This is a genomic window from Stenotrophomonas sp. 116085_Sma, assembly GCF_056479585.1.
Map to the genome: position 1 here is coordinate 2542362 of NZ_CM151057.1, position 18489 is coordinate 2560850.

An 18489-nucleotide genomic window follows, 5' to 3' on the forward strand; every position below is an offset into this window, starting at 1 on the left:
TGCCGGATCGTACCTGATGTCGGCGCGGACCGCGGAGGGACATGCCGGGCATGTCAGCCGACATGTCAGCCGACCCGCCAGCCCTGGCCATGGCCTGTCCGGGCTGGCGCGAACCCTTGCCATGGCGGGTTCGGTGGAGTTGGCACGGTTTGTGTGTACGCCCTCATCGAGGCGCACGCTGCGTCTCGCCCATCAACCCTCAATCTCAAGGAAGTCCTTCATGTCGACCATCACTCTGATCAACGAAACCGGCGAAACCGTTCGACTGGCCGTGTTCCAGAAGCCGGTGAGCAACCCGACCCTGGCCACGATCGCCTGGCAGGTTGCCGCACCGCCGCCGGGTGGCAACTCGGTCATCCAGATCCCGGATGACTTCGGCCTGCAGGTGCGTTACTCGAACGATGCTTCCCGTCCCGACCAGCTGGACACCTCGGCCAAGCCGGCCTCCTTCGCCGAGACCTCCGCCGCGTTCACCATCGACAGCGTCGCCTCGCAGGACCGCCGCTCCAATGGTGCGGTGATCAACCAGAGCTTTACCGACCTGGTGCTCAATGAGGTGCGCGTGGTCAACAACTTCAGCATCGGCGTGGAAGCTTCCATCCTGCGCGGCCAGGACGCGATCTACGAGCCGCAGGTCATCTGGCCGGGCGGCCTGTTCATGGAAGATGTACGCGCGAGCATGTTCGTCGCCGTGGTTTCCCAGTTCACCTACAAGGGCCAGCGCCTGGTGCAGGAAGAAATCAGCCAGACCCAGCTCGAGGTGCTCGAGGGCGATTCGCTGATCGTCACTGGGTCCAAGTGGAAGGGCTACTCGCTGACCAAGGCCTGATCCGCAGCGGGACGGGCCCTGGCCCGTCCCGCTCCACTCCAAGGAGTTCCATCATGACCACTGCGCCTTCGCTGCCCCCGCTCCATGCCGACTCGCTCCCCCTGCCCAGCAACATCTGGGCGCCCTCGCCAGACGCCAGTATCGAGATCTACTGGAGTGATCCCGTGGATGGTGCATTCGATGTCGCCCTGCTGTTGATCGACCGGGCCATCTCCTCGATGGACCCGGTCAACCTCATCGCCCGCAGCATTCTGGACAGCACCACCCCACGATTGACGTTCTCGCTTGTGGACCCCTATTCCAACAACCGGATCCTGTGGGGACGGATCGAGCGTCGTGTCGATGCTGACGGCTGCATCGGAGTCTGGCTGGTGGACACCGGCTATCCCGGCGGCTTTACCGATCTCGCAAGGATTGCTGGTCCCTTCGAAGGAGGCGCGCATGGCGATGCCGGGCACTGACAACGCGGGGGTTTTCGAGCAGGGGCCGGTGCGCATCAACTGGACCTTCAGCGCCGATGCGCTGGCCTGCGATGTGGATGTGTCCTGGCAGGGGCAGCTGCTCGCACGCAAGCATCTGGTATCCAACGATCCGATACTGGCGTTCGATGCGCGCGGCGAAACCTCGCCGGGCATGATGATCGTCGGGCAGCTGCATTTCGATGCCAGTCGCGCCGCACTTCTGCTGGACCAGCTCCGCTATCCCGGCGGAAGCGCCCCGCCGCAACTGCTGGGCGAAGCAGTGCCGCCCGCCCCGGTGCCGGAATCGGCGCAGGGCGAAGTGGTGCAGTCGCGGCTCGAGGAGGCGGGCGACTTGTTCCCCTATATCCAGCTCCGGGCGTGGCCGGGCACTTCGACCCGGACCCAGGAGGACAACTTCATCGCTTACTCCGGCACCTGCACGACCGCCGACCCGCGCCTGTACTGCCAGCTGGCCGCGTTGCTTCCAGCGGGAGACAGTGCGCGCAGCCAGATGCTTGAGCAGGCGGTGATGTTCCTGCAGGGCGATGCGCCCTATACCGGCCAGTGCGTACCCACGATTGCCGTGCTGGGGCCGGACGCTGTTGCGCTGGAGCGCTTCGCGCTGGCCGCTGCAGCGATTCCGCTGCCAAGCCGCGAAGCGTTGATCGATCTGATCGTGCAGCTCTGGGGTCAACCCTGGCCGGCGATCACGGAGGCCATGGCCTCGACGGAATTCGCGCAGACGCTTGATCGGATCTGGCAGAACGTGTTCGCCTTGAACTGTGTGCTTGGCTATGACCGTCGCCAGCGCGACGCACTCACCCGCACCCTCCAGGCGGCAACACTGCTGGGCCGCCTGTCGCGCGATACCGCACCGGGTTTCGAGGGGCGTTGGCCACCAGAACGTCTGCGTAATGGCCTGGCCGCCACCCTGTTGTTGCCTTCTCCCGTCTTCCCGCTGCCCGCCGCCGGGCCCGCCCGGGCCGAAGAGCCGTCGAGCATCCCGATCCAGCCCTATGCGATCGGTGAGCTGCAGCAGGTCAAGCGCCGCCTGTTGGGCTACGCGCTGGGAGAAGTCAGCCACATCGAGAGCGTGATGGCCGATGAGCGCAAGGTGCGCGCCCGGCATGAGCGCGCTGACACGCTGAGCGAGCATAGCGCTCGGACAGGCGTGGCCGATACCCATGAGGATCTGCGCGACGGCCTCGCCAGCACGCTGGAGTCGGAAGTCCACAACGCGCTGCGCGAACAGTTCAAGCTCGAGTATTCAACCACCTACGGTCCGCCCACCCAGTGCCAGCAGGACGGAAGCTGCACGCTGATGCCGGTGGACACCCAGCCCACCCGTGATCGCCTGGCCGACAGCGCGACGCTGGCGCGGCGGATCGTCCAGCGTGCCGCACAACGGGTCACCACCCAGCTGGGCGAGCAGCGGCTGCAGCGGCATCGTCACACCCGCCGCAATGAAGTCTCACAGTGCTTCGATCGTCGCGGCCGCGCCAACAACCAGCGTGGCGTCTACCGCTGGCTCAATGCCCGCTACCGGTGCTGGGTGGTCTCCGTCGGCCATCGGCTGATGCTGGAATACCGTGTCCCGCGGCCGGGCGAGCGGCTGGTGCACGCTCGCCGTGACCAGTATGGGCAGGCGCTGGAACAGCCGCTGGCGCCTGCACAGCTGGGCCTGCGCCAGTTCAATGATCTTTCGCTGGATCCGCAGAGCCCCTGCTACTACGCTGCGCTGGCGGCACGCTACGGCGTGGAGGTCACCGAGCTTCCGCCCACGCCCGAGGCACATGCCTGTACGGTGTTCGAGAGCGGCACACCCTTGTTGAGCCAGCAGCTACCGCTGCCGCCGGGCTATCAGGCGATCTCGGCGAGCATCGCCCTGGCCAGTGCCAGCCCGGGTTGGAGCATGCGAGGCAGCATCGGCACGGCCGGGTTCACCACCGAGGGGAATGCATCAGCCGTACTGCCGGACATTGCCTTGGCCGGGCAGACCGGCGCGCTGCCCATCAGCATCGTCCTGGTCGCACCTGCCGGCGCGGAGAAGGCGTCCGACCCTGCACCCACGGCAACGCCGCTGCCCGTCTTTGGATTGAACATCGATGTACGCCTGGCCAGCACGCCGGAGCTGCTCGCGGCCTGGAAATCACGACTCTACGATCGGCTGATCGAGGCCTGGCGGCGCGAGCTGCTCCGCTATTTCGATGCCGCCGGTGCATCGCCCCGGCGCCACCCCGACGGGCAGGCACAACAGCGCAGCATCCGCCTTGAACTGCAACGGGCAGGAGTGCGCGGGCTGCTTTGCCTGTCCCGCCGGCGCACCGGTACCGATGCGCCTGACCAGCAGGTGGCGCCCACCCTGCAGCTATGGCTGGACCAGGCGCTGGAATGGCCGGAGCTGACCTATACCCTGATCGATGATCCGGAGGCTGCACCCGCGCTGGATCCTGATGACGCCGGGTTGACCCCGTTCCTGCAGGCCGCGCAGGCACGGGTACTGCTGCCGGTCGCGCCGGGCCATGAGAACGCGCTGCTGTACTTCCTCGCTACAGGCATGATGTGGCTGGGTGATGACGCGCTGGTGCCTACGTTCCAGGCAACACTGGAGGCAGCCCCCGCTAACCAACCTGCGACGCTGCGTTACCTGGACCTGGCGGACGATCTCAAGGTGATCTCGGCCACACCGGCCCCAGCACCTCAGCGGGAGGCGTGGGAGCTGATGGTGGCCACCGATATCAGCGTCCTGCAAGACGGTGAAGCCCTGCCCGACTTCAAGGACGAGGCATGAACACCGCCCAGCCCATCGGCAGCGTCTGCCTCTATCTCGGCGACCTTGCACAGGTTTCGCAGGCCCCCAATCCGGCCTGGTCGAGCGGCGACAGTGCCGTTGCCGCGTCCGCCGCGAGCCGCACAGATGGCCCACTCCGCGCCTTGCTGGAACCGCTCGGTTGGATGCCCTGCGATGGCCGCGAAATGCGCATCTCCCGCTACCCGGACTTGTTTGCCGCGCTCGGCTGCCTGTACGGCGGCCAGTACGAACGCGGCATCTTCAACCTGCCCGACCTGCGCGGCATGTTCGTCCGCGGGGTTGACGACGGCGCCGGCGTGGATCCGGACCGCGACCAGCGTCGTTCCCCGGACGGCAACCCGGACTATTCCGGTGTCGGCTCGCTGCAGTGGGATGCCCTGCAGGCGCATCAGCATGACTACAGCGAACCCACCGGCAGTACGGTCTCCGGCGATGCAGCGCAGGCCTGCAATCTGCCAGCCAAGCCCCAGAAGACCACCGATCCTGTCACCGGTCGCGTGAGCGTGCATGAGACACGCCCACGCAACATGGCCGTCCACTACATCATCCGTGTTGAGTAGTGGTGACCGCCAGGGGCTTAGACCGGCGGCTCGGTGCCCGACCCCACCTCGGCTTCTGGGTCGAACGAGAACACCCGGATTTCCTGCTGCGGGCCCGCCTTGGTCAGGCGTTCGATCACCACGGTGAGGATCAATGACAGCTTCCAGCGGCCGTCGTCCTGCACGACGGTCAGCGGGGTCAGCGAGTGCTGCACCGACGCACTGAAGCCGGGTTCACGGTCATGCTCGATCCGGGCCGGCTGCCACTGCTCGATCGGCGTGGTGGCTCGCACGCTTGAGAACGGCGATGGCGCCGAGAACCGTTCGCCCGAGGTGTGCGGAACCGTGTAAAGCATCGCATCGAGGATATTGGTTGACAGCAGCGTACCGCTGCGGCCAAAGCCGGTGACCTCCACGCTGACCGTATCGCCTTCTCGGAAATGCACGGCACCGGCATAGCGGCCGACCGGCGAATAGAGATCTCGGTGCGTCTTTGCGACGGCAGCCTGCCACAACAGGTCCGAGCTGACCTGGTCGATATCGAAGCTGACCCGGATGATCGCGGCATCGGCCGCGGGCGGGGTGATGTTCACACTCATTCTGTCTTCCCTGTAAGCATGCGGTGGTAGCGCCGATCCCGGCGTAGAGCCAGAAGATCCGGCTCCCCGGCGATCATATGCGGGGGGTAGCCGCGCGCGATAGCGTCCTGCAGGTGAGCCAACGCAGCTTCGCGACGGCCGCCAAGTTCGGCCACCAGCGCTGCGCGAAACTGCAGGTCTGCATTGTTATTGCCACCGGCGAGTGCGGCGTCGATGCGCTGCCGTGCCAGCGAAGCCTGTCCCAGCCGGGCGGCGTACAGCGCGCTGCGACTCTGCAGCGTTGCGCTGTCAGGGCTGCGCTGCAGCAGCGTGTCCACCATCTGCAGGGCGCGCTGGTGGGCCGCGCGCGCCTGCGCTTCATGGCCAGGCAACCAGCGCAGGGTATCGCCCAGATTGGCCCATTTCAGGTAGTCGTTGGGGCTGCCCTTCGCATCGGACAATGCACGCTCGAACGCCGTGGCGGCCTCAGCGTAGTCTCCCCGCATGTACAACAGGGTGCCGAGGTTGCCATACAGGCGGCCATTGCTGCCCTGCCGAAGGCCCTGCTGCAGCACATGAAGCGCCTCATCGAGACGGTTCGCGCGCAGCAGCACGCCGCTCAAGCTGACGTAGGCCTGCACGCCATTGGGCTTGAGCAGGATGCTGCGGTGGAACGCCTGCTCGGCACCGGCGAGGTCGCCCTGCTGGTAGAGCAGCGTCCCCTGGGTGTCGACAAAGCCGCGGTCGGCAGGGAGCCGCCGCATGGCGTCGGCCAGCACCTGCTGGGCCTGGCTTGCGCGGCCCGACTGCGCGTACAGGCGCGCCAGGCCCAGCAACGCATGGCGATCGCCCGGGTCCAGCATCCGCGCCCGCAGATAGTGGGCTTCTGCGTCGGCCTTGTTGTTCAGATACTCCTCCACCCAGCCTCGCGCCGCCTGCACGATGGCCCGCTGCGGTTCCTCACGCTCGGCCTGCTGGGCTGCCGCGCGTGCGCGACTCAACCAGACCTCATCGCGCTCATCACCGGCGTAGCTCAGGCAATACCCGATGGCCAACAGCGCTGCGGCACCGGCATCGTGCGGGTCGCTGGCCAGTCGCTGCTCCAGCAGCGCCACCGCTTCGGCTACAGTGCCGGCCTGGTCGAAGTCAGCCAACAGGCGTTCCGCGCGGACCAACGGGTCGATCGCAGCACCGGCCTCCGCCACAGCCTCTGCCCCCGCCAGGCGCACGTCGCGCGCCTGGATGAACACAGCGAGCAGTCCGAACAACACGATCAAGCCCAGCACCCCACGCTGCTCCGCACGCTTTCGGCTTCGCTCGTGCCGCTGCTCCTGCGCCTTCAGCAGCGCCCTGTGCACATCGGACATGGAGCGTGGACGGTCCTGCGCGTGACGGCGCGTCATCCGCTCGACCAGATCGGTCAGCGCGGCGTCGGTACCGCGCGGCAGCCGTCGCCCTGCCGCTCCACCATGCAGGCGTCGATGTAATCCGCCCCACGCCGCGCTGGCCTCGAAATCACGGCTGCCCTTCAGCGCCTCGTGCAGCACCAGCCCAAGCGCATAGATGTCACCGGATGCGCCCGCGCGCGCGCCCAGCAGGCGTTCGGGGGCCAGGTAAGCCAGCGTCCCTGCCGCGCTCTGGGCAGTCACCGTGCTGACGGTCTGCTCGGGGTCGATGGCCGCAGCAGCACCGAAATCCAGGATGCGCACGTCCCCGCATTCGGTGAGCATCACGTTGGAGGGCTTCAGGTCACCATGCGCCCAGCCATGGCGATGGGCCACAGCCAAGGCTTCGGCCACCGCCGCACCCAGACGCAGCACACGCTCGGCGGGCAACGCGCCGGTCCGGTCCAACGCCTGCGCCAGAGTGATGCCGCGGATGCGCTCCATCACCATCGCCAGCTGACCGGCGTGCTCCTCCAATGCATAGACCGCTACAAAAGCACGGTGCGCCTGCGCGGCCAGCCGCTGGGCCTCGTAGCGCAGACCTCGTTGGCCGGATTCATCGCCTATCGAGAACTTGATCGCGACTTCGCGCGCCAGCCGCTCATCCCAGGCCAGGCAAACCCGACCGAAGCCCCCCTCGCCCAGCGTGCCTCCGATCCGATAGTGACTGAACTGCTGTCCCGCCCCCGTAGAGGGTTGCTCCACAACGTTGTCCATTCCCACTCCTGATTGATTGAGAGGGAGCAAGGATCAGTCACTTTTCGCGACTTCACGGGGTTGAACGCGCGTGTGCGATTGCAGTCCTCCACGTGCCGGGTGCGTCACCCTACCGCAGCAGACACTGCCAGAAAATTGACAGGCGCCGCTGCACAGGCTGGCTGCAGAAGCCACCAGCATTGCCACCGCCGCTGCACGCCATGGCTGCACCGATCAGGCGCACGCCACCCATGATCTTGTGCGATCGTGGCAGCGATGCCGCGCTGCGACTGGCGACCTCCTGGTACGTGGAAGCAGCGTGGGGGTGTCTGGGCCTGGAACCAATGCGTGCGAAACGTGCTGCCCTCAAAAGCGCCCGCGAATGGCCGTCTTGAAAAGGCAGCACATCCTGCGTCGCGCATGCCCCACATCACGTCGAAATCGCCTGCACGGGCGGGCCGGATCTCCATGCGTCTACTGCAGATCTGTGGTCGTGACCAGGCCGGGTACTAGCAGATTCCAGCAAGCGCCCCGCACCCGCTTCACGCGCCACCGCCATCGGTTCGGCAATAGTTGAGTGAATTCCGGCCCTTAGAGCAGTACATGCCCCCTACTTCCGCGCGCATCCCGCACCGGCTCCGCCGATGGCGCGTCGCTGGCTACGTCCTGCTGGGCATCTACCTGGTGTATCTGCTGGCCGGCAACATCTTCCTCAACACGCCACTGTTCGACCAGGTCACCAACCGCAAGCCGCACAAGTTCGTGATGACCACGGGCCCAGCCCTCACCTTGCTGCCCGGCCACGTGATCGCCTGGAACGTGCACATGCGCGGCCACGTCAACCACACCGTCTACGTGCTGCATGCCGACCGGGCAAGCGCCAGGCTGGCAGTCCTGCCGCTGTTCCAGCGCGAAGTGCGGGTTCCGCGCCTGCAGGCCACGGGCGTCTCGGCCGAGATCAGCCGTGTTGAAGAGGCCATCCCGCCGCCCCCGCGCAGCGACCAGGGCTGGACGCTGCGGTTCGATGCCATCCACAGCGACAGCATCCGCAGCGCCCGTTTCGGCAAGCTGCTGATCATCGGCAAGGGCCAGGGCACGGTCGGCTTCGTCAAGCAGCTGCGCGGCGGTCCTTCGGAACTGCTGGATTCAACAGTCACATTCAAGGGTGCAGACACCAGTTTCGACGGCGTGCAGCTGCTGGGCGACATGAACCTGGCTGCGCGCTTCAGCTACCCACGCCACTACCGTGACCAGGCGCCTGGGCTGGCCAAACTGAAGATCCTGCATGCCCAGCTGGACGTTGATGCACGCAGCCAGGGCCTGCGTATGGATACGGATGCCACCACCCCGAAGATCTCCAGCGCCCCGGTGCCGGGCCGCCTGCAGCTCTCGGCACACCTGATCGATGGTCAGCTGCAACCCGGCGACCGCGCTCTCTGGCAGGTGCCGCTCTATCTTGGCGACGGGGCTCCAGACCGCGGCGTGCTGGCCCTTCAGCTCAACGTGGCCAACGACCTGCGCCTGCAGGCACGCCTGCCACCACGGCCCGGCTCAGGCAGCGAAGTGGACGCGGACCTGCACATCACCGGCCGTGAAATCCCCTTCCAGGATCCGGGCCAGTTGCTGGAGCGCAGTTCAGGTACGGTACGCGGCGAATGGACATTCACCTCGCTCAACTGGATCCCTGCCCTGTTCGTCCGCAAGCCGTGGCTGCAACTGGACGGCGGCGGCACGCTGAAGGCCGACCTGCGGCTGCACAATGGCGAGCTGAGCGAAGGCAGCACGGTGGACATTCCCTCTGCCGAAGCAGTTGCCGAGGTCGCCGGCGTCCTGCTTGCCGGTACCGCCAGCGCGCATGGGGAACTGAAGTCAGGTACTCCGAATCAGGCGCTGCTTGCGGTCCGCCTGCCCCGCTTCACCGCGCGTCCCACCGATGCCAAGGACGTTCGGCTGTTCGACGGCCGCAATCTGGCGCTGGACCTGACCGGCGACGGTCGTCTGCAGGAGCTGCGCAAGGGCGTGCGCGCGCACCTGAGCTTCAGCGAAGCCACCATTCCAGATCTGTCCGCCTACAACCGTTATCTCGGTTCAAAACAGGTGCGCCTGCTGCGCGGCACCGGCTTACTCAGCGGTGATGCCACCCTCGATACCGATGGCCGCGTTGGCCATGGCACGGCCCGCCTGCAGGGGCGCGGCACCAGTGCGAGGGTGGCAGGGCTGGACATGGGCGGCGATGTGGACGTGAACGCAACGCTGCGCCGGGGCGACTTCAACCAGCGTCATTTCGACCTGTCCGGCACCACGGTCGAGCTACGCAACGTGCAGGTGGCCGGCACGGAACGCTCGACGGCGTGGAAAGGGCGTGCCACCTTCAGACGCGGCCGCATCGATGCGCAATCGCCCTTCCAGGTGGACGCCACCACCGACCTGGCGCTCAGTGATGCGCGCCCCTTGCTGGCGTTGTTCGCCGAGCGCACGGACTACCCGCGCTGGACCTTGTCGCTGCTGGACTCCGGCCAGGTGGATGCGCAGGCCAGGCTGCGCTGGCGCCCGGGCCATCTGGTGATTGATGGCCTGCAGGCCGAGAATGATCGGCTGTCGGTGCGCGCGCGACTGGATCTGCTGGAGCAGCGCAAGCGCGGCGACCTTTATCTGCGCTGGGGGCTGTTGGGCGCGGGCATCGAACTGGATGGCGACCAGCGCCAGTGGCACCTGGCCAAGGCGCGCGAGTGGTTTGACGAGCGCCCTTCCCTGCTGCCAACAGGCACTGGCGGATCCTCAGACTGAATGCCGCGGCATCTGCATCCATATGCCGCGTTCATGCGTATGCAGGGGCATACGGAGCATGGAGCGGTATCGGGATGAAGCGCGGCACACAGATTTCCGGGTTTCTGGGCTGGTTGGCGATCACCTTCGCTGCGGCCGCATTGGGCGCGTGGGCATCTTCATCGGCGGCCACCTTCTATACCACGCTTGCCCTGCCCGCGTGGGCGCCGCCGGCCGGCGTGTTCGGCCCGGTGTGGACGCTGCTCTATGCGCTGATGGCGGTTGCGGCTTGGCGGGTCTGGCGCGAGCGCGGCTGGCGCGGCGCGCAACCGGCACTGCGGCTCTATCTGTTGCAGTTGGCCGTCAACGCACTGTGGAGCTGGCTGTTCTTCGGCTGGAAACTTGGCGCCCTTGCGTTCGCGGACATTCTTCTGCTGATTGCGCTGGTGTGCGCCACGATCGTCAGGTTTGCGCGCGTCAGCCGCATTGCGGCAGTAATGCTGCTTCCCTACCTGGCCTGGATCGTGTTTGCCTGCGCGCTGAACTACGCGGTGTGGCGCGCCAATCCCGCACTGCTGTGAGCGCAACAGATCTGAGTCAAGCCTGGGCAATGGCCTGCGGGCGCCACGCCCGCAACAGCGACGACTTGAAGGCCTGCTGGCCACAGCCGGTGGGGCAGCGCACCACTCTGGCTGCAGAATGGCTCACCAACCCTTGGCCTTCCTCTGCCTTGAACACCGTTTCGCAGGAAAGGCAGCGGGCCACCAGCGAGTACAGGTGCAGAAGACGACCGCTGGCAGGATCCTGCAGGGCATCCACATCCAGCAGTTCAAACTGGCAGTTGTCAGGCAGCATGCGGTACGGAAGAGGTGGGAGCGTCTGCAGGTTCACGGGCGTGGCAACGGTTGGAGGTGGATTCACCCTAGGACAATCGCTGTCGAGCTGGCGTGCAGCCGATATGCATTGGATGCAAAACCTCTGCACGGGCGCCTTACACATCGTCCGCCGCTGTGTAGATGAAGAATTCAGGTTTGGATGAAACGGCCTTCACGGGCATCAGGTGGTAGGCGAATGCGCGATTTTGCTTCACCATCCCTGCTAGCCGGATGTATCGCTGGGCTTTTCCAGCCATCCATGAAACATGAGCCCCTCCGTTGATGCCTTCTGCCCAGTCCACGCCCGACCTTGCGCTGTCCCGTTGTGCGCGCGAACCCATCCACACACCCGGCGCGATCCAGCCCTACGGTGTGCTTCTGGTGCTGGAGCCGCAGTCGTTGCGGGTGCGCGAGCGCGCCATCAGTCAGCCGAGCGTCCTTCAGCAGTTCGGCGAGCCGTTGCTTCAGCACGTCAGTGAGGTACTCGGTGGCGTGCTGGCGCCCTTCCAGGCGCTGCTCCGGCAGACCACCATCGGCAGCAGTGCGCATGTGGGCGCCGTGCACCTGGATGGCCACGGCCGCCATCAGCTGCTGGTGCATCGCTCCGCCACCGACCTCCTTGTCGAGCTGGAAGCGCCGGTTGCGGGCCAGCCCGGTTCTCTTGAAGAGCTGTATCCGGCCATCCGCGAGCTGATGACCGCCATCGAATCGGCCTCGACGGTGGAAGACCTGTGCCAGCTGGCCGCCGCGCACATGCGCCGGCTCACCGGCTTCGATCGCACCCTGGTCTATCAGTTCGACGCCGGCTGGAACGGCATCGTGGTGGCGGAAGAAGGCAATGGCCTGTTGCCCTCGTACCTGGACCTGCGTTTTCCTGAATCTGACATTCCCGCCCAGGCACGCGAACTCTACCGCCGCAACCGGGTGCGCCTGATCGCGGACAACAACTACACCCCTGCCCCGTTGATGCGGGCCGAGGAGCATCGCGACGCACCGCCGACTGATCTGAGCCTGGCGGTGCTGCGCAGCGTATCCCCGGTGCACCTGCAGTACATGCGCAACATGGGCACCGGGGCGTCGATGTCGGTCTCGCTGGTCCATGAGGGCCAGTTGTGGGGGCTGATGTCGTGCCATACGGTGCAGCCGCGCCGCCTGCCCTACCACGTGCGCACGGCCTGCGAGTTCATGGGCCAGATCCTGTCGCTGCAGATTGCCCTGAAGGAGCGTGCGCGCGCGATCGAGGAACGCGTGGTTCGCCGTTCCGTGCTGGTCAAGCTGCTGGGACGCATGGCCGGTGACGAGGACTTCATTGCCGCGCTGCGCCTGGATGAGACCAGCCTGCTGTCGCTGACCGGTGCCGCTGGCGCGGCCATCGTGCACAAGGGCGACTGCATGCGCGTTGGCCGGTGCCCTTCTGCCAGCGACGTCCTGGCGCTGACCGACTGGTTGTCCGCGCAGCATGCCGGCCAGGAAATCTACTGCACTGATCATCTGGCCGCCGACTGGGCGGAGGGCGCTCGCCTGGCGGAGGTGGCCAGTGGCCTGCTGGCGGTCTCCATCTCGCAGCTGCATGACAGCTACCTGATGTGGTTCCGCCCAGAGGTGGTGCGTACTGTCAGTTGGGGTGGCGATCCCCGAAAGACCGCAGCGCCGGATGTCGTGCTGTCTCCACGCCATTCCTTTGAGGCATGGAAGGAGACCGTGCAGCAGCGCAGCCTGCCATGGGGTGACGCCGATCGCGATGCCGCGCACGAGATGCGAACCGCCATCGTCGACGTCGTGTTGCGCAAGGCCGAGGAAATGGCCGAGCTGAACGAGCAGCTCCTGCGCAGCAACAAGGAACTGGAGGCATTCTCCTATTCGGTCAGCCACGACCTGCGCGCCCCCTTCCGCCATATCGTCGGTTATTCGGAGCTGCTGGGCAGCTCGGCCGGTGAACGCCTCAACGAGACCGAGCGCCGCTTCCTGGACACCATCGTCGAGTCGGCAAAGTCCGCCGGAACGCTGGTGGACGACCTGCTCAGCTTCTCGCAGATGGGACGCTCCACGCTGGGACGGGTGCGGCTGGACATGGCTGCGCTGGTCGGCGATGTCCGCAAGAGCCTGGCGCTGGACTACGCCGGTCGCGATGTGCAGTGGACGATGGCGCCGCTGCCGGAGGTGGAAGCCGACCCGACCATGCTGCGCCTGGTCTGGCAGAACCTGTTGTCCAATGCGGTCAAGTTCACCCGCGAGCGCGACCAGGCGGTGATCGAGGTCGGCCACGAACGCAGCGACGATGAAGATCACTTCTTCGTGCGCGACAACGGCTGCGGCTTCGACATGCGCTATGTGGACAAACTGTTTGGCGTGTTCCAGCGCCTGCATCACGTCGAGGAATTCGAAGGCACCGGCATCGGCCTGGCCAACGTGCGTCGCATCATCGGCCGCCACGGCGGCCGCACCTGGGCCGAAGGCGAACCCGGCAAGGGCGCCACGATCCACTTCACCCTACCCCGTTCCACAGGAGATTACCCATGAGGGACCTGCGGCCGATCCTCCTGGTCGAGGACAGCCCAAAGGATGCCGAACTGACACTGGCCGCGTTGTCGCGCTGCCAGCTGCTGAATGACGTCATCCATGTACGAGACGGCGCCGAAGCGCTGGACTACCTGCGCTGCGAGGGAAAGTTCGCCGGGGCCAACCATGGTGGCCCCGTGGTGGTGCTTCTGGACCTGAAGCTGCCCAAGGTCAACGGTCTGGAAGTGCTGGAACAGGTTCGCGGAGATCCGCAGCTGAGCAGCACCCCGATCGTCATGCTGACCTCTTCCCGCGAAGAGCAGGATCTCGTGCGCAGTTACGAACTGGGTGTGAATGCCTTCGTGGTGAAGCCTGTCGACTTCAAGGAATTCTTCGACGCGATCCAGGGGTTGGGCATGTTCTGGGGCATCACCAACCAGCCACCGCCACATCGCCCCTCCGGTACGGGGCAGCACAATGCATGATGGATCGCGCAGCAGCGAGCGCCTGCGCATCCTCATGCTGGAGGACAGTGCGCTCGATGCGGAGCTGATCACCGCACAGCTGCAGCGCGCCGGCCTGGACTTCGAGGCCGAGCGCCTGTGGACCCGCAACGCCTTCATCGAGGCAATCGACAGCCGACCGTTCGACGTGATCCTCGCCGATCATGTCCTGCCTGGCTTCGATGGCGACGCTGCACTTGCCCTGGCACGCGAGCGCGTGCCACAGACGCCTTTCATCTTTGTCTCCGGCACGCTGACCGAGGAGCTGGCGGTCCAGGCTCTCACGCGCGGTGCCCGCGACTATGTGGTGAAGCAACGCCTGCAACGCTTGCCCGATGCGATCCGCCGCGCCCGCCAGGAGGCGCACGAGCGCACCCAGCTTGCCAATGCGCAGGCCGCGCTGAACGACAGCCAGGCCCAGCTGCAGCAGGTGACCGACGCCGTTCCTGCACTGATCGCCCAGCTGGACAAGGACCATCGCTACAGGTTTGCCAACAAGGCGTTTCTGGACTGGCATGGCTTCAGCCTTGCCGAACTGCTGGGCCGCACCGCACGGGAAGTCAGTGGCATTTCTGCGTTTGAACATGCGTTGCCCAGCCTGGAGCGCGTGCTTCAGGGCGAGCGCTCCAGCTTCCAGGTGGAGCTGATCCATCGCAGTGGCCAGTCACGATTCGTGCAGATGGATTGCGTGCCGGAACATGCGGCCGACGGCAGTGTGGTTGGCTACATCTGCATGGCCAGCGACGTATCCCTGCTGAAGCAGGCCGAACTGGCGCTGCGCGAAGACAACCAGGAACTGGAGCGGCAGGTCCAGGCGCGCACGGCCGAGTTGAGGGCCAGCAAGCGTCGCCTGCAGGCCATTTTCGAATCCAGCTTCCAGCACCAGGTACTGCTCGATCTTTCCGGCGGCGTGGTTGATGCCAACGTCGCCTCGCTGGCCGCCGTGCTGGCCGACAAGAAGGATGTGGTGGGCCAGCCTTATGTGCAGTCGCCGTGGTTCGCCACGACCGACGAGGTTGCCACCACCGTTGATCAGGCCGTCACCGATGCCGTGCACGGCCACAGCTCGCTGCATGCGCTGGATATCGAGCTGCCGACCGGGCGGCGCAGTTTCGACTTCTCGTTCCGCCCCCTGCTGGACGCAGACGGTGCGGTTACGGCCGTGGTCTCCGAAGCGGTGGAAACCACCGCCCGGCTGCAGGCCGAACACGCGCTGCGCCAGTCGCAGAAGATCGAGGCCGTGGGCCAACTGACCGGTGGCATCGCCCACGACTTCAACAACATCCTGACGGTCATCTCCGGCAACGTCGAACACGCCATGCTGCTCAGCGAGCGCGCTGGTGAACCGGCCGCGCTGGTCGGTCGCGCTCTGGACAATGCCCTGAAGGGCGTGGGACGTGCCGCCAGCCTCACCCAGCGGTTGCTGGCATTTGCCCGCCGCCAGCCGTTGCATAGCCAGGCGGCCAACCTCAACGACCGCCTGCTGGACATGCACGACATGCTGCAGCGTGCGTTGGGCGAACTGGTGCAACTGGAGATCCGCAGCGCCCAGGACATCTGGTGCGTGGAGATCGACGTCAGCCAGTTGGAGGCCTCTGTGCTCAACCTGGCGGTCAATGCCCGAGATGCAATGCCTCACGGTGGCCGGCTGGTCATCGAGGTCGACAACAGCCACCTGGACCATGACTACGCCGCGCTGTTCCCCGATGCCGAACCCGGCGAGTACGTGATGCTTCGCGTGCGCGACAACGGGCACGGCATGGATGCAGCCACGTTGGCGCGCGTGTTCGAACCGTTCTTCACCACCAAGCAGGTCGGCCGTGGCACTGGGCTGGGCTTGTCGATGGTGCACGGCTTCGTCAAGCAGTCCGGCGGTCATGTCCTGATCGATTCGGTGGAAGGCGGCGGCACCAGCATCACCATGATGTTCCCGCGCTCGCCGCTGGCGCTGCCCAGCGAAGCGCGTGCGCCACAGTCTGGCTTGGCCGGCTACGCGCCGCGTGAGGAAACCATCCTGGTGGCCGAGGACAACGACGATGTGCGCGCGCACACGGTTGATTCACTGCGCCTGCTGGGCTACCGCGTACTGGAAGCGCATGACGGACCGTCCGCGCTGCGATTGCTGGAGCGCCCGGACACGAGGGTCGACCTGCTGTTCTCCGACGTGGTGATGCCCGGCATGTCGGGCTGGGAACTGGTCCGCGAGGTCCGCGAGCGCTGGCCTGAAGTTGCTGTGCTGTTCACTTCGGGCTATCCACGCGACCACGAGGCGGTGGGTAGTCAGGGTCGGTTCGCTGCGCTGCTGCCGAAGCCGTTTACCCGCAGTGACCTTGCACAGGCGGTGCGCACCGCGCTGGACGCTGCCGCGCACTGAGCTCACGCCGCCGGATCACGCGTGCCTGCCGCGATCCGGTTGATGTCCGCGCACTCCACCGTGGCAGGCGGATGCTCTCTTCCTGCCAGTGCGATCATCGCTTGGCCCACCGCCAGATTGCTGGTGACCAGTGAAGGGACGAGTGCGCCCGCCAGTTTCATCAGCGGCGCGCCACCCCAGTACAGGGGCTTGAGCACCGCGTGGCGCGTGCCGGTTCCCGATACCGGCCGCACGCCTCCCGGGCGCAGCATCACGGTACGCACCGGCATCCTGCGGAGCGCCAGTTCGATTTCGCCCTTGATCCGCAGCGGCATCACCCGGCTCTGCGGGTCCGCGCCGGCGCCGGACACATACAGAAAGCATCCGTCGGGATTCACTGCCGCCCACGCGCGGGCCACGGCCAGTGTGGTGTCCAGCGTCACCCGCCGGTACTCGGCTTCGGCGGTGCCCACCGGAGGCGCGCCCGCGCAATAGAAGCACGCGTTGAAGCCAGCCAGATCGTCACGCTGCTCATCGATGCGCAGGAAATCCGGCACGACCCGCTCGCTTCCCGCACCGCTGAGGCTGCCCGGACGCCGTACCAGCGCGGTCAGATGGCCGACCTGCGATGAGCGCTGGCAGGCCAACGCCACGCCCTGCCCCACCAACCCGGCGGCGCCGGTCAACAGAACACGCAATGCTTCTGCCCTCGCCATCACCGTCTCCCGCCCCGCTAGAGCTTCACGAAACGCTGCACCTTCCGCGCCAGCCAGCCACTGAACACCAGGGGTGCATCCAGCGCCGACACGCAGATACACGGCACCCCTGGCGCGGTCACCGGCTGGTGCTCCACGTCCTCATCCAGGTCCGCCACGTCGCCGGGCGCGAACAACCCCAACGCATCATTGTACGAGCCCCGCAGGATCTGGGTCAGCTCGCTTCGGCCGTGGCTGTGCATCGGCAGGCACTTGCCCGGGGCAATCTTCAGCATGATCAGCGAAGGCATCTGCTCGGCACGGATGCAGTGCACGCCCGGCGCCATCCAGCGCCAGCGCAGGCCACTGAGCGACGCGCCGAAATACGGGTGAAGTGACGCAGGAAGATGGTCCGGATCGGCTTCGGGGCGCTCTCTGGAAACGGTCCGTGATGACACTGCCGCGGCAGGCACATCCGTCGCCAGGCGCATCAACATCGCGTCGCGCAACTGCTCGCGGCGTAGATCGCCCGTGGATGGCTGGGTCTGTTCCAGCAAGACCGATCCGATCGCCTCGGCCTCGCGCAGGCGCTGGCGACAGTGCGGGCACTGCTCCAGATGGGCGCCCGCCACGATGCTCAACGGCGCCGGAAGCGCGCCTGCGGCGTAGCTCATCAGTGTGGATTCATGCAGATGGTGGTGCGGATTCACAGCGCACCTCCCACTATCGACTGCAGTTGCAGGAACGCACGCCGCAGGTGCGATTTCACCGTGCCCAGCGGCATGCCCAGTGCCTCGGCGATCTCGCTGTGGCTCTTGGCCTCGAAGTAGGACATGCGCACCAGCCGCGCCTGCACTGCCGGCAACTCATTGATGCGTTGGCGAAGCCGGGCCTGGTCGGCGAACTGTTCGGCGCTGCTGCGCTCGACCACGTCCATCGTTGCCGCGTCTTCCACCGCCACCTGTACCTGCATCCAGCTGCGCTCGCGGCGCACGCGGTCGATATGCAGGTTGCGGGCGATGCGGTACAGCCAGGTGCTCAACGCACCCTGCGCGGCATCATAGTCGGCCGCGCGCAGCCACAGGCGCAGCAGGCACTCCTGCGCCAGCTCCTCGGCCACCGCCTCGGGCGCGCCCAGCCCGCGCAGATAGACGCACAGGCGCGGCATGAAATGGTCGTAGATCCGCATGAAACAGTCGCGGTCGCGCAGCCGCGCGACACCGTCCATGTCGCCGGCCCAGTTTTTCGGCTCGCTGCTGGGCTGCTGGGAGCTGGACACGATGCGTGCGCTGTTGAAGTTGGCGAGGGTGCTGGCGGCGTCAGGATACATCTGCGTTCGCGGCGGGCGGGTGAAGGTCTGTCCCCTGTACGCGCGGGAATGGCAATCGGATGCAGCCCGCATTGCGCATCCAACCCGCCCCGCCCGCCGTACGACCTG

Annotated in this window: 14 protein-coding genes; 8 read left to right on the forward strand and 6 right to left on the reverse strand. The window is 66.3% G+C overall.

What is annotated here, in order from left to right; all coding sequences use genetic code 11:
* Positions 1-220 precede the first annotated feature (220 nt).
* The 3 genes from ACZK0Z_RS11995 to ACZK0Z_RS12005 all read left to right on the forward strand — a co-directional run bounded on the left by ACZK0Z_RS11995 (position 221) and on the right by ACZK0Z_RS12005 (position 4662).
* The gene (locus tag ACZK0Z_RS11995; RefSeq protein WP_049429274.1) at positions 221-829 is read left to right on the forward strand and encodes a hypothetical protein; all 609 of its coding nucleotides are present in this window, start codon (positions 221-223) and stop codon (positions 827-829) included.
* A gap of 336 nt (positions 830-1165) precedes the next feature.
* On the forward strand, positions 1166-4081 hold the full coding sequence (locus ACZK0Z_RS12000) for a hypothetical protein (RefSeq protein WP_478449092.1): 2916 nt from the start codon (positions 1166-1168) through the stop codon (positions 4079-4081).
* Positions 4078-4662: a phage tail protein gene (locus ACZK0Z_RS12005; protein ID WP_049429277.1), complete on the forward strand. Its 585-nt coding sequence runs from the start codon at positions 4078-4080 to the stop codon at positions 4660-4662. The genes ACZK0Z_RS12000 and ACZK0Z_RS12005 overlap by 4 nt, the downstream gene beginning before the upstream one ends.
* Before the next feature lie 17 nt (positions 4663-4679).
* Here the strand turns inward: ACZK0Z_RS12005 and ACZK0Z_RS12010 are convergent, their stop codons facing one another.
* Complete coding sequence (locus ACZK0Z_RS12010) at positions 4680-5240, reverse strand: hypothetical protein (protein WP_049429278.1); 561 nt, start codon at positions 5238-5240, stop codon at positions 4680-4682.
* Complete coding sequence (locus tag ACZK0Z_RS12015) at positions 5237-7381, reverse strand: protein kinase domain-containing protein (protein WP_197631993.1); 2145 nt, start codon at positions 7379-7381, stop codon at positions 5237-5239. Before ACZK0Z_RS12015 ends, ACZK0Z_RS12010 begins: the two co-directional genes overlap by 4 nt.
* A 582-nt stretch (positions 7382-7963) precedes the next feature.
* On the opposite strand from ACZK0Z_RS12015, the gene ACZK0Z_RS12020 reads away from it, so the two are divergent.
* Complete coding sequence (locus ACZK0Z_RS12020) at positions 7964-10147, forward strand: AsmA family protein (protein WP_197631994.1); 2184 nt, start codon at positions 7964-7966, stop codon at positions 10145-10147.
* Positions 10148-10221: 74 nt separating this feature from the next.
* Positions 10222-10707: a TspO/MBR family protein gene (locus tag ACZK0Z_RS12025; RefSeq protein WP_049429281.1), complete on the forward strand. Its 486-nt coding sequence runs from the start codon at positions 10222-10224 to the stop codon at positions 10705-10707.
* Positions 10708-10723: 16 nt separating this feature from the next.
* On the opposite strand, the gene ACZK0Z_RS12030 is transcribed toward ACZK0Z_RS12025, so the two are convergent.
* Positions 10724-11017: a hypothetical protein gene (locus tag ACZK0Z_RS12030; protein ID WP_197631995.1), complete on the reverse strand. Its 294-nt coding sequence runs from the start codon at positions 11015-11017 to the stop codon at positions 10724-10726.
* A gap of 266 nt (positions 11018-11283) precedes the next feature.
* Between ACZK0Z_RS12030 and ACZK0Z_RS12035 the strand changes: the two genes are divergently transcribed.
* Genes ACZK0Z_RS12035 through ACZK0Z_RS12045 form a run of 3 tightly spaced genes read left to right on the forward strand, consistent with a single transcriptional unit; the run spans position 11284 to position 16377 of the window.
* Positions 11284-13521 (forward strand): ATP-binding protein, encoded by a 2238-nt coding sequence (locus ACZK0Z_RS12035; protein WP_049429283.1) that lies wholly within the window; start codon positions 11284-11286, stop codon positions 13519-13521.
* Positions 13518-13985 (forward strand): response regulator, encoded by a 468-nt coding sequence (locus ACZK0Z_RS12040; RefSeq protein ID WP_100443510.1) that lies wholly within the window; start codon positions 13518-13520, stop codon positions 13983-13985. The genes ACZK0Z_RS12035 and ACZK0Z_RS12040 overlap by 4 nt, the downstream gene beginning before the upstream one ends.
* On the forward strand, positions 13978-16377 hold the full coding sequence (locus ACZK0Z_RS12045; protein WP_049429285.1) for a hybrid sensor histidine kinase/response regulator: 2400 nt from the start codon (positions 13978-13980) through the stop codon (positions 16375-16377). The genes ACZK0Z_RS12040 and ACZK0Z_RS12045 overlap by 8 nt, the downstream gene beginning before the upstream one ends.
* Positions 16378-16379: 2 nt before the next feature.
* Here ACZK0Z_RS12045 and ACZK0Z_RS12050 read toward each other — a convergent pair whose 3' ends face one another.
* The 3 genes from ACZK0Z_RS12050 to ACZK0Z_RS12060 are packed head-to-tail and all read right to left on the reverse strand — an operon-like array spanning position 16380 to position 18381.
* Complete coding sequence (locus ACZK0Z_RS12050) at positions 16380-17072, reverse strand: Rossmann-fold NAD(P)-binding domain-containing protein (RefSeq protein WP_100443511.1); 693 nt, start codon at positions 17070-17072, stop codon at positions 16380-16382.
* Between the two features lie 17 nt (positions 17073-17089).
* Positions 17090-17761: a ChrR family anti-sigma-E factor gene (locus ACZK0Z_RS12055; protein WP_197631997.1), complete on the reverse strand. Its 672-nt coding sequence runs from the start codon at positions 17759-17761 to the stop codon at positions 17090-17092.
* Positions 17758-18381, reverse strand: a complete 624-nt coding sequence (locus tag ACZK0Z_RS12060) for a sigma-70 family RNA polymerase sigma factor (RefSeq protein WP_197631998.1) — start codon at positions 18379-18381, stop codon at positions 17758-17760. The genes ACZK0Z_RS12055 and ACZK0Z_RS12060 overlap by 4 nt, the downstream gene beginning before the upstream one ends.
* Positions 18382-18489: the final 108 nt, after the last annotated feature.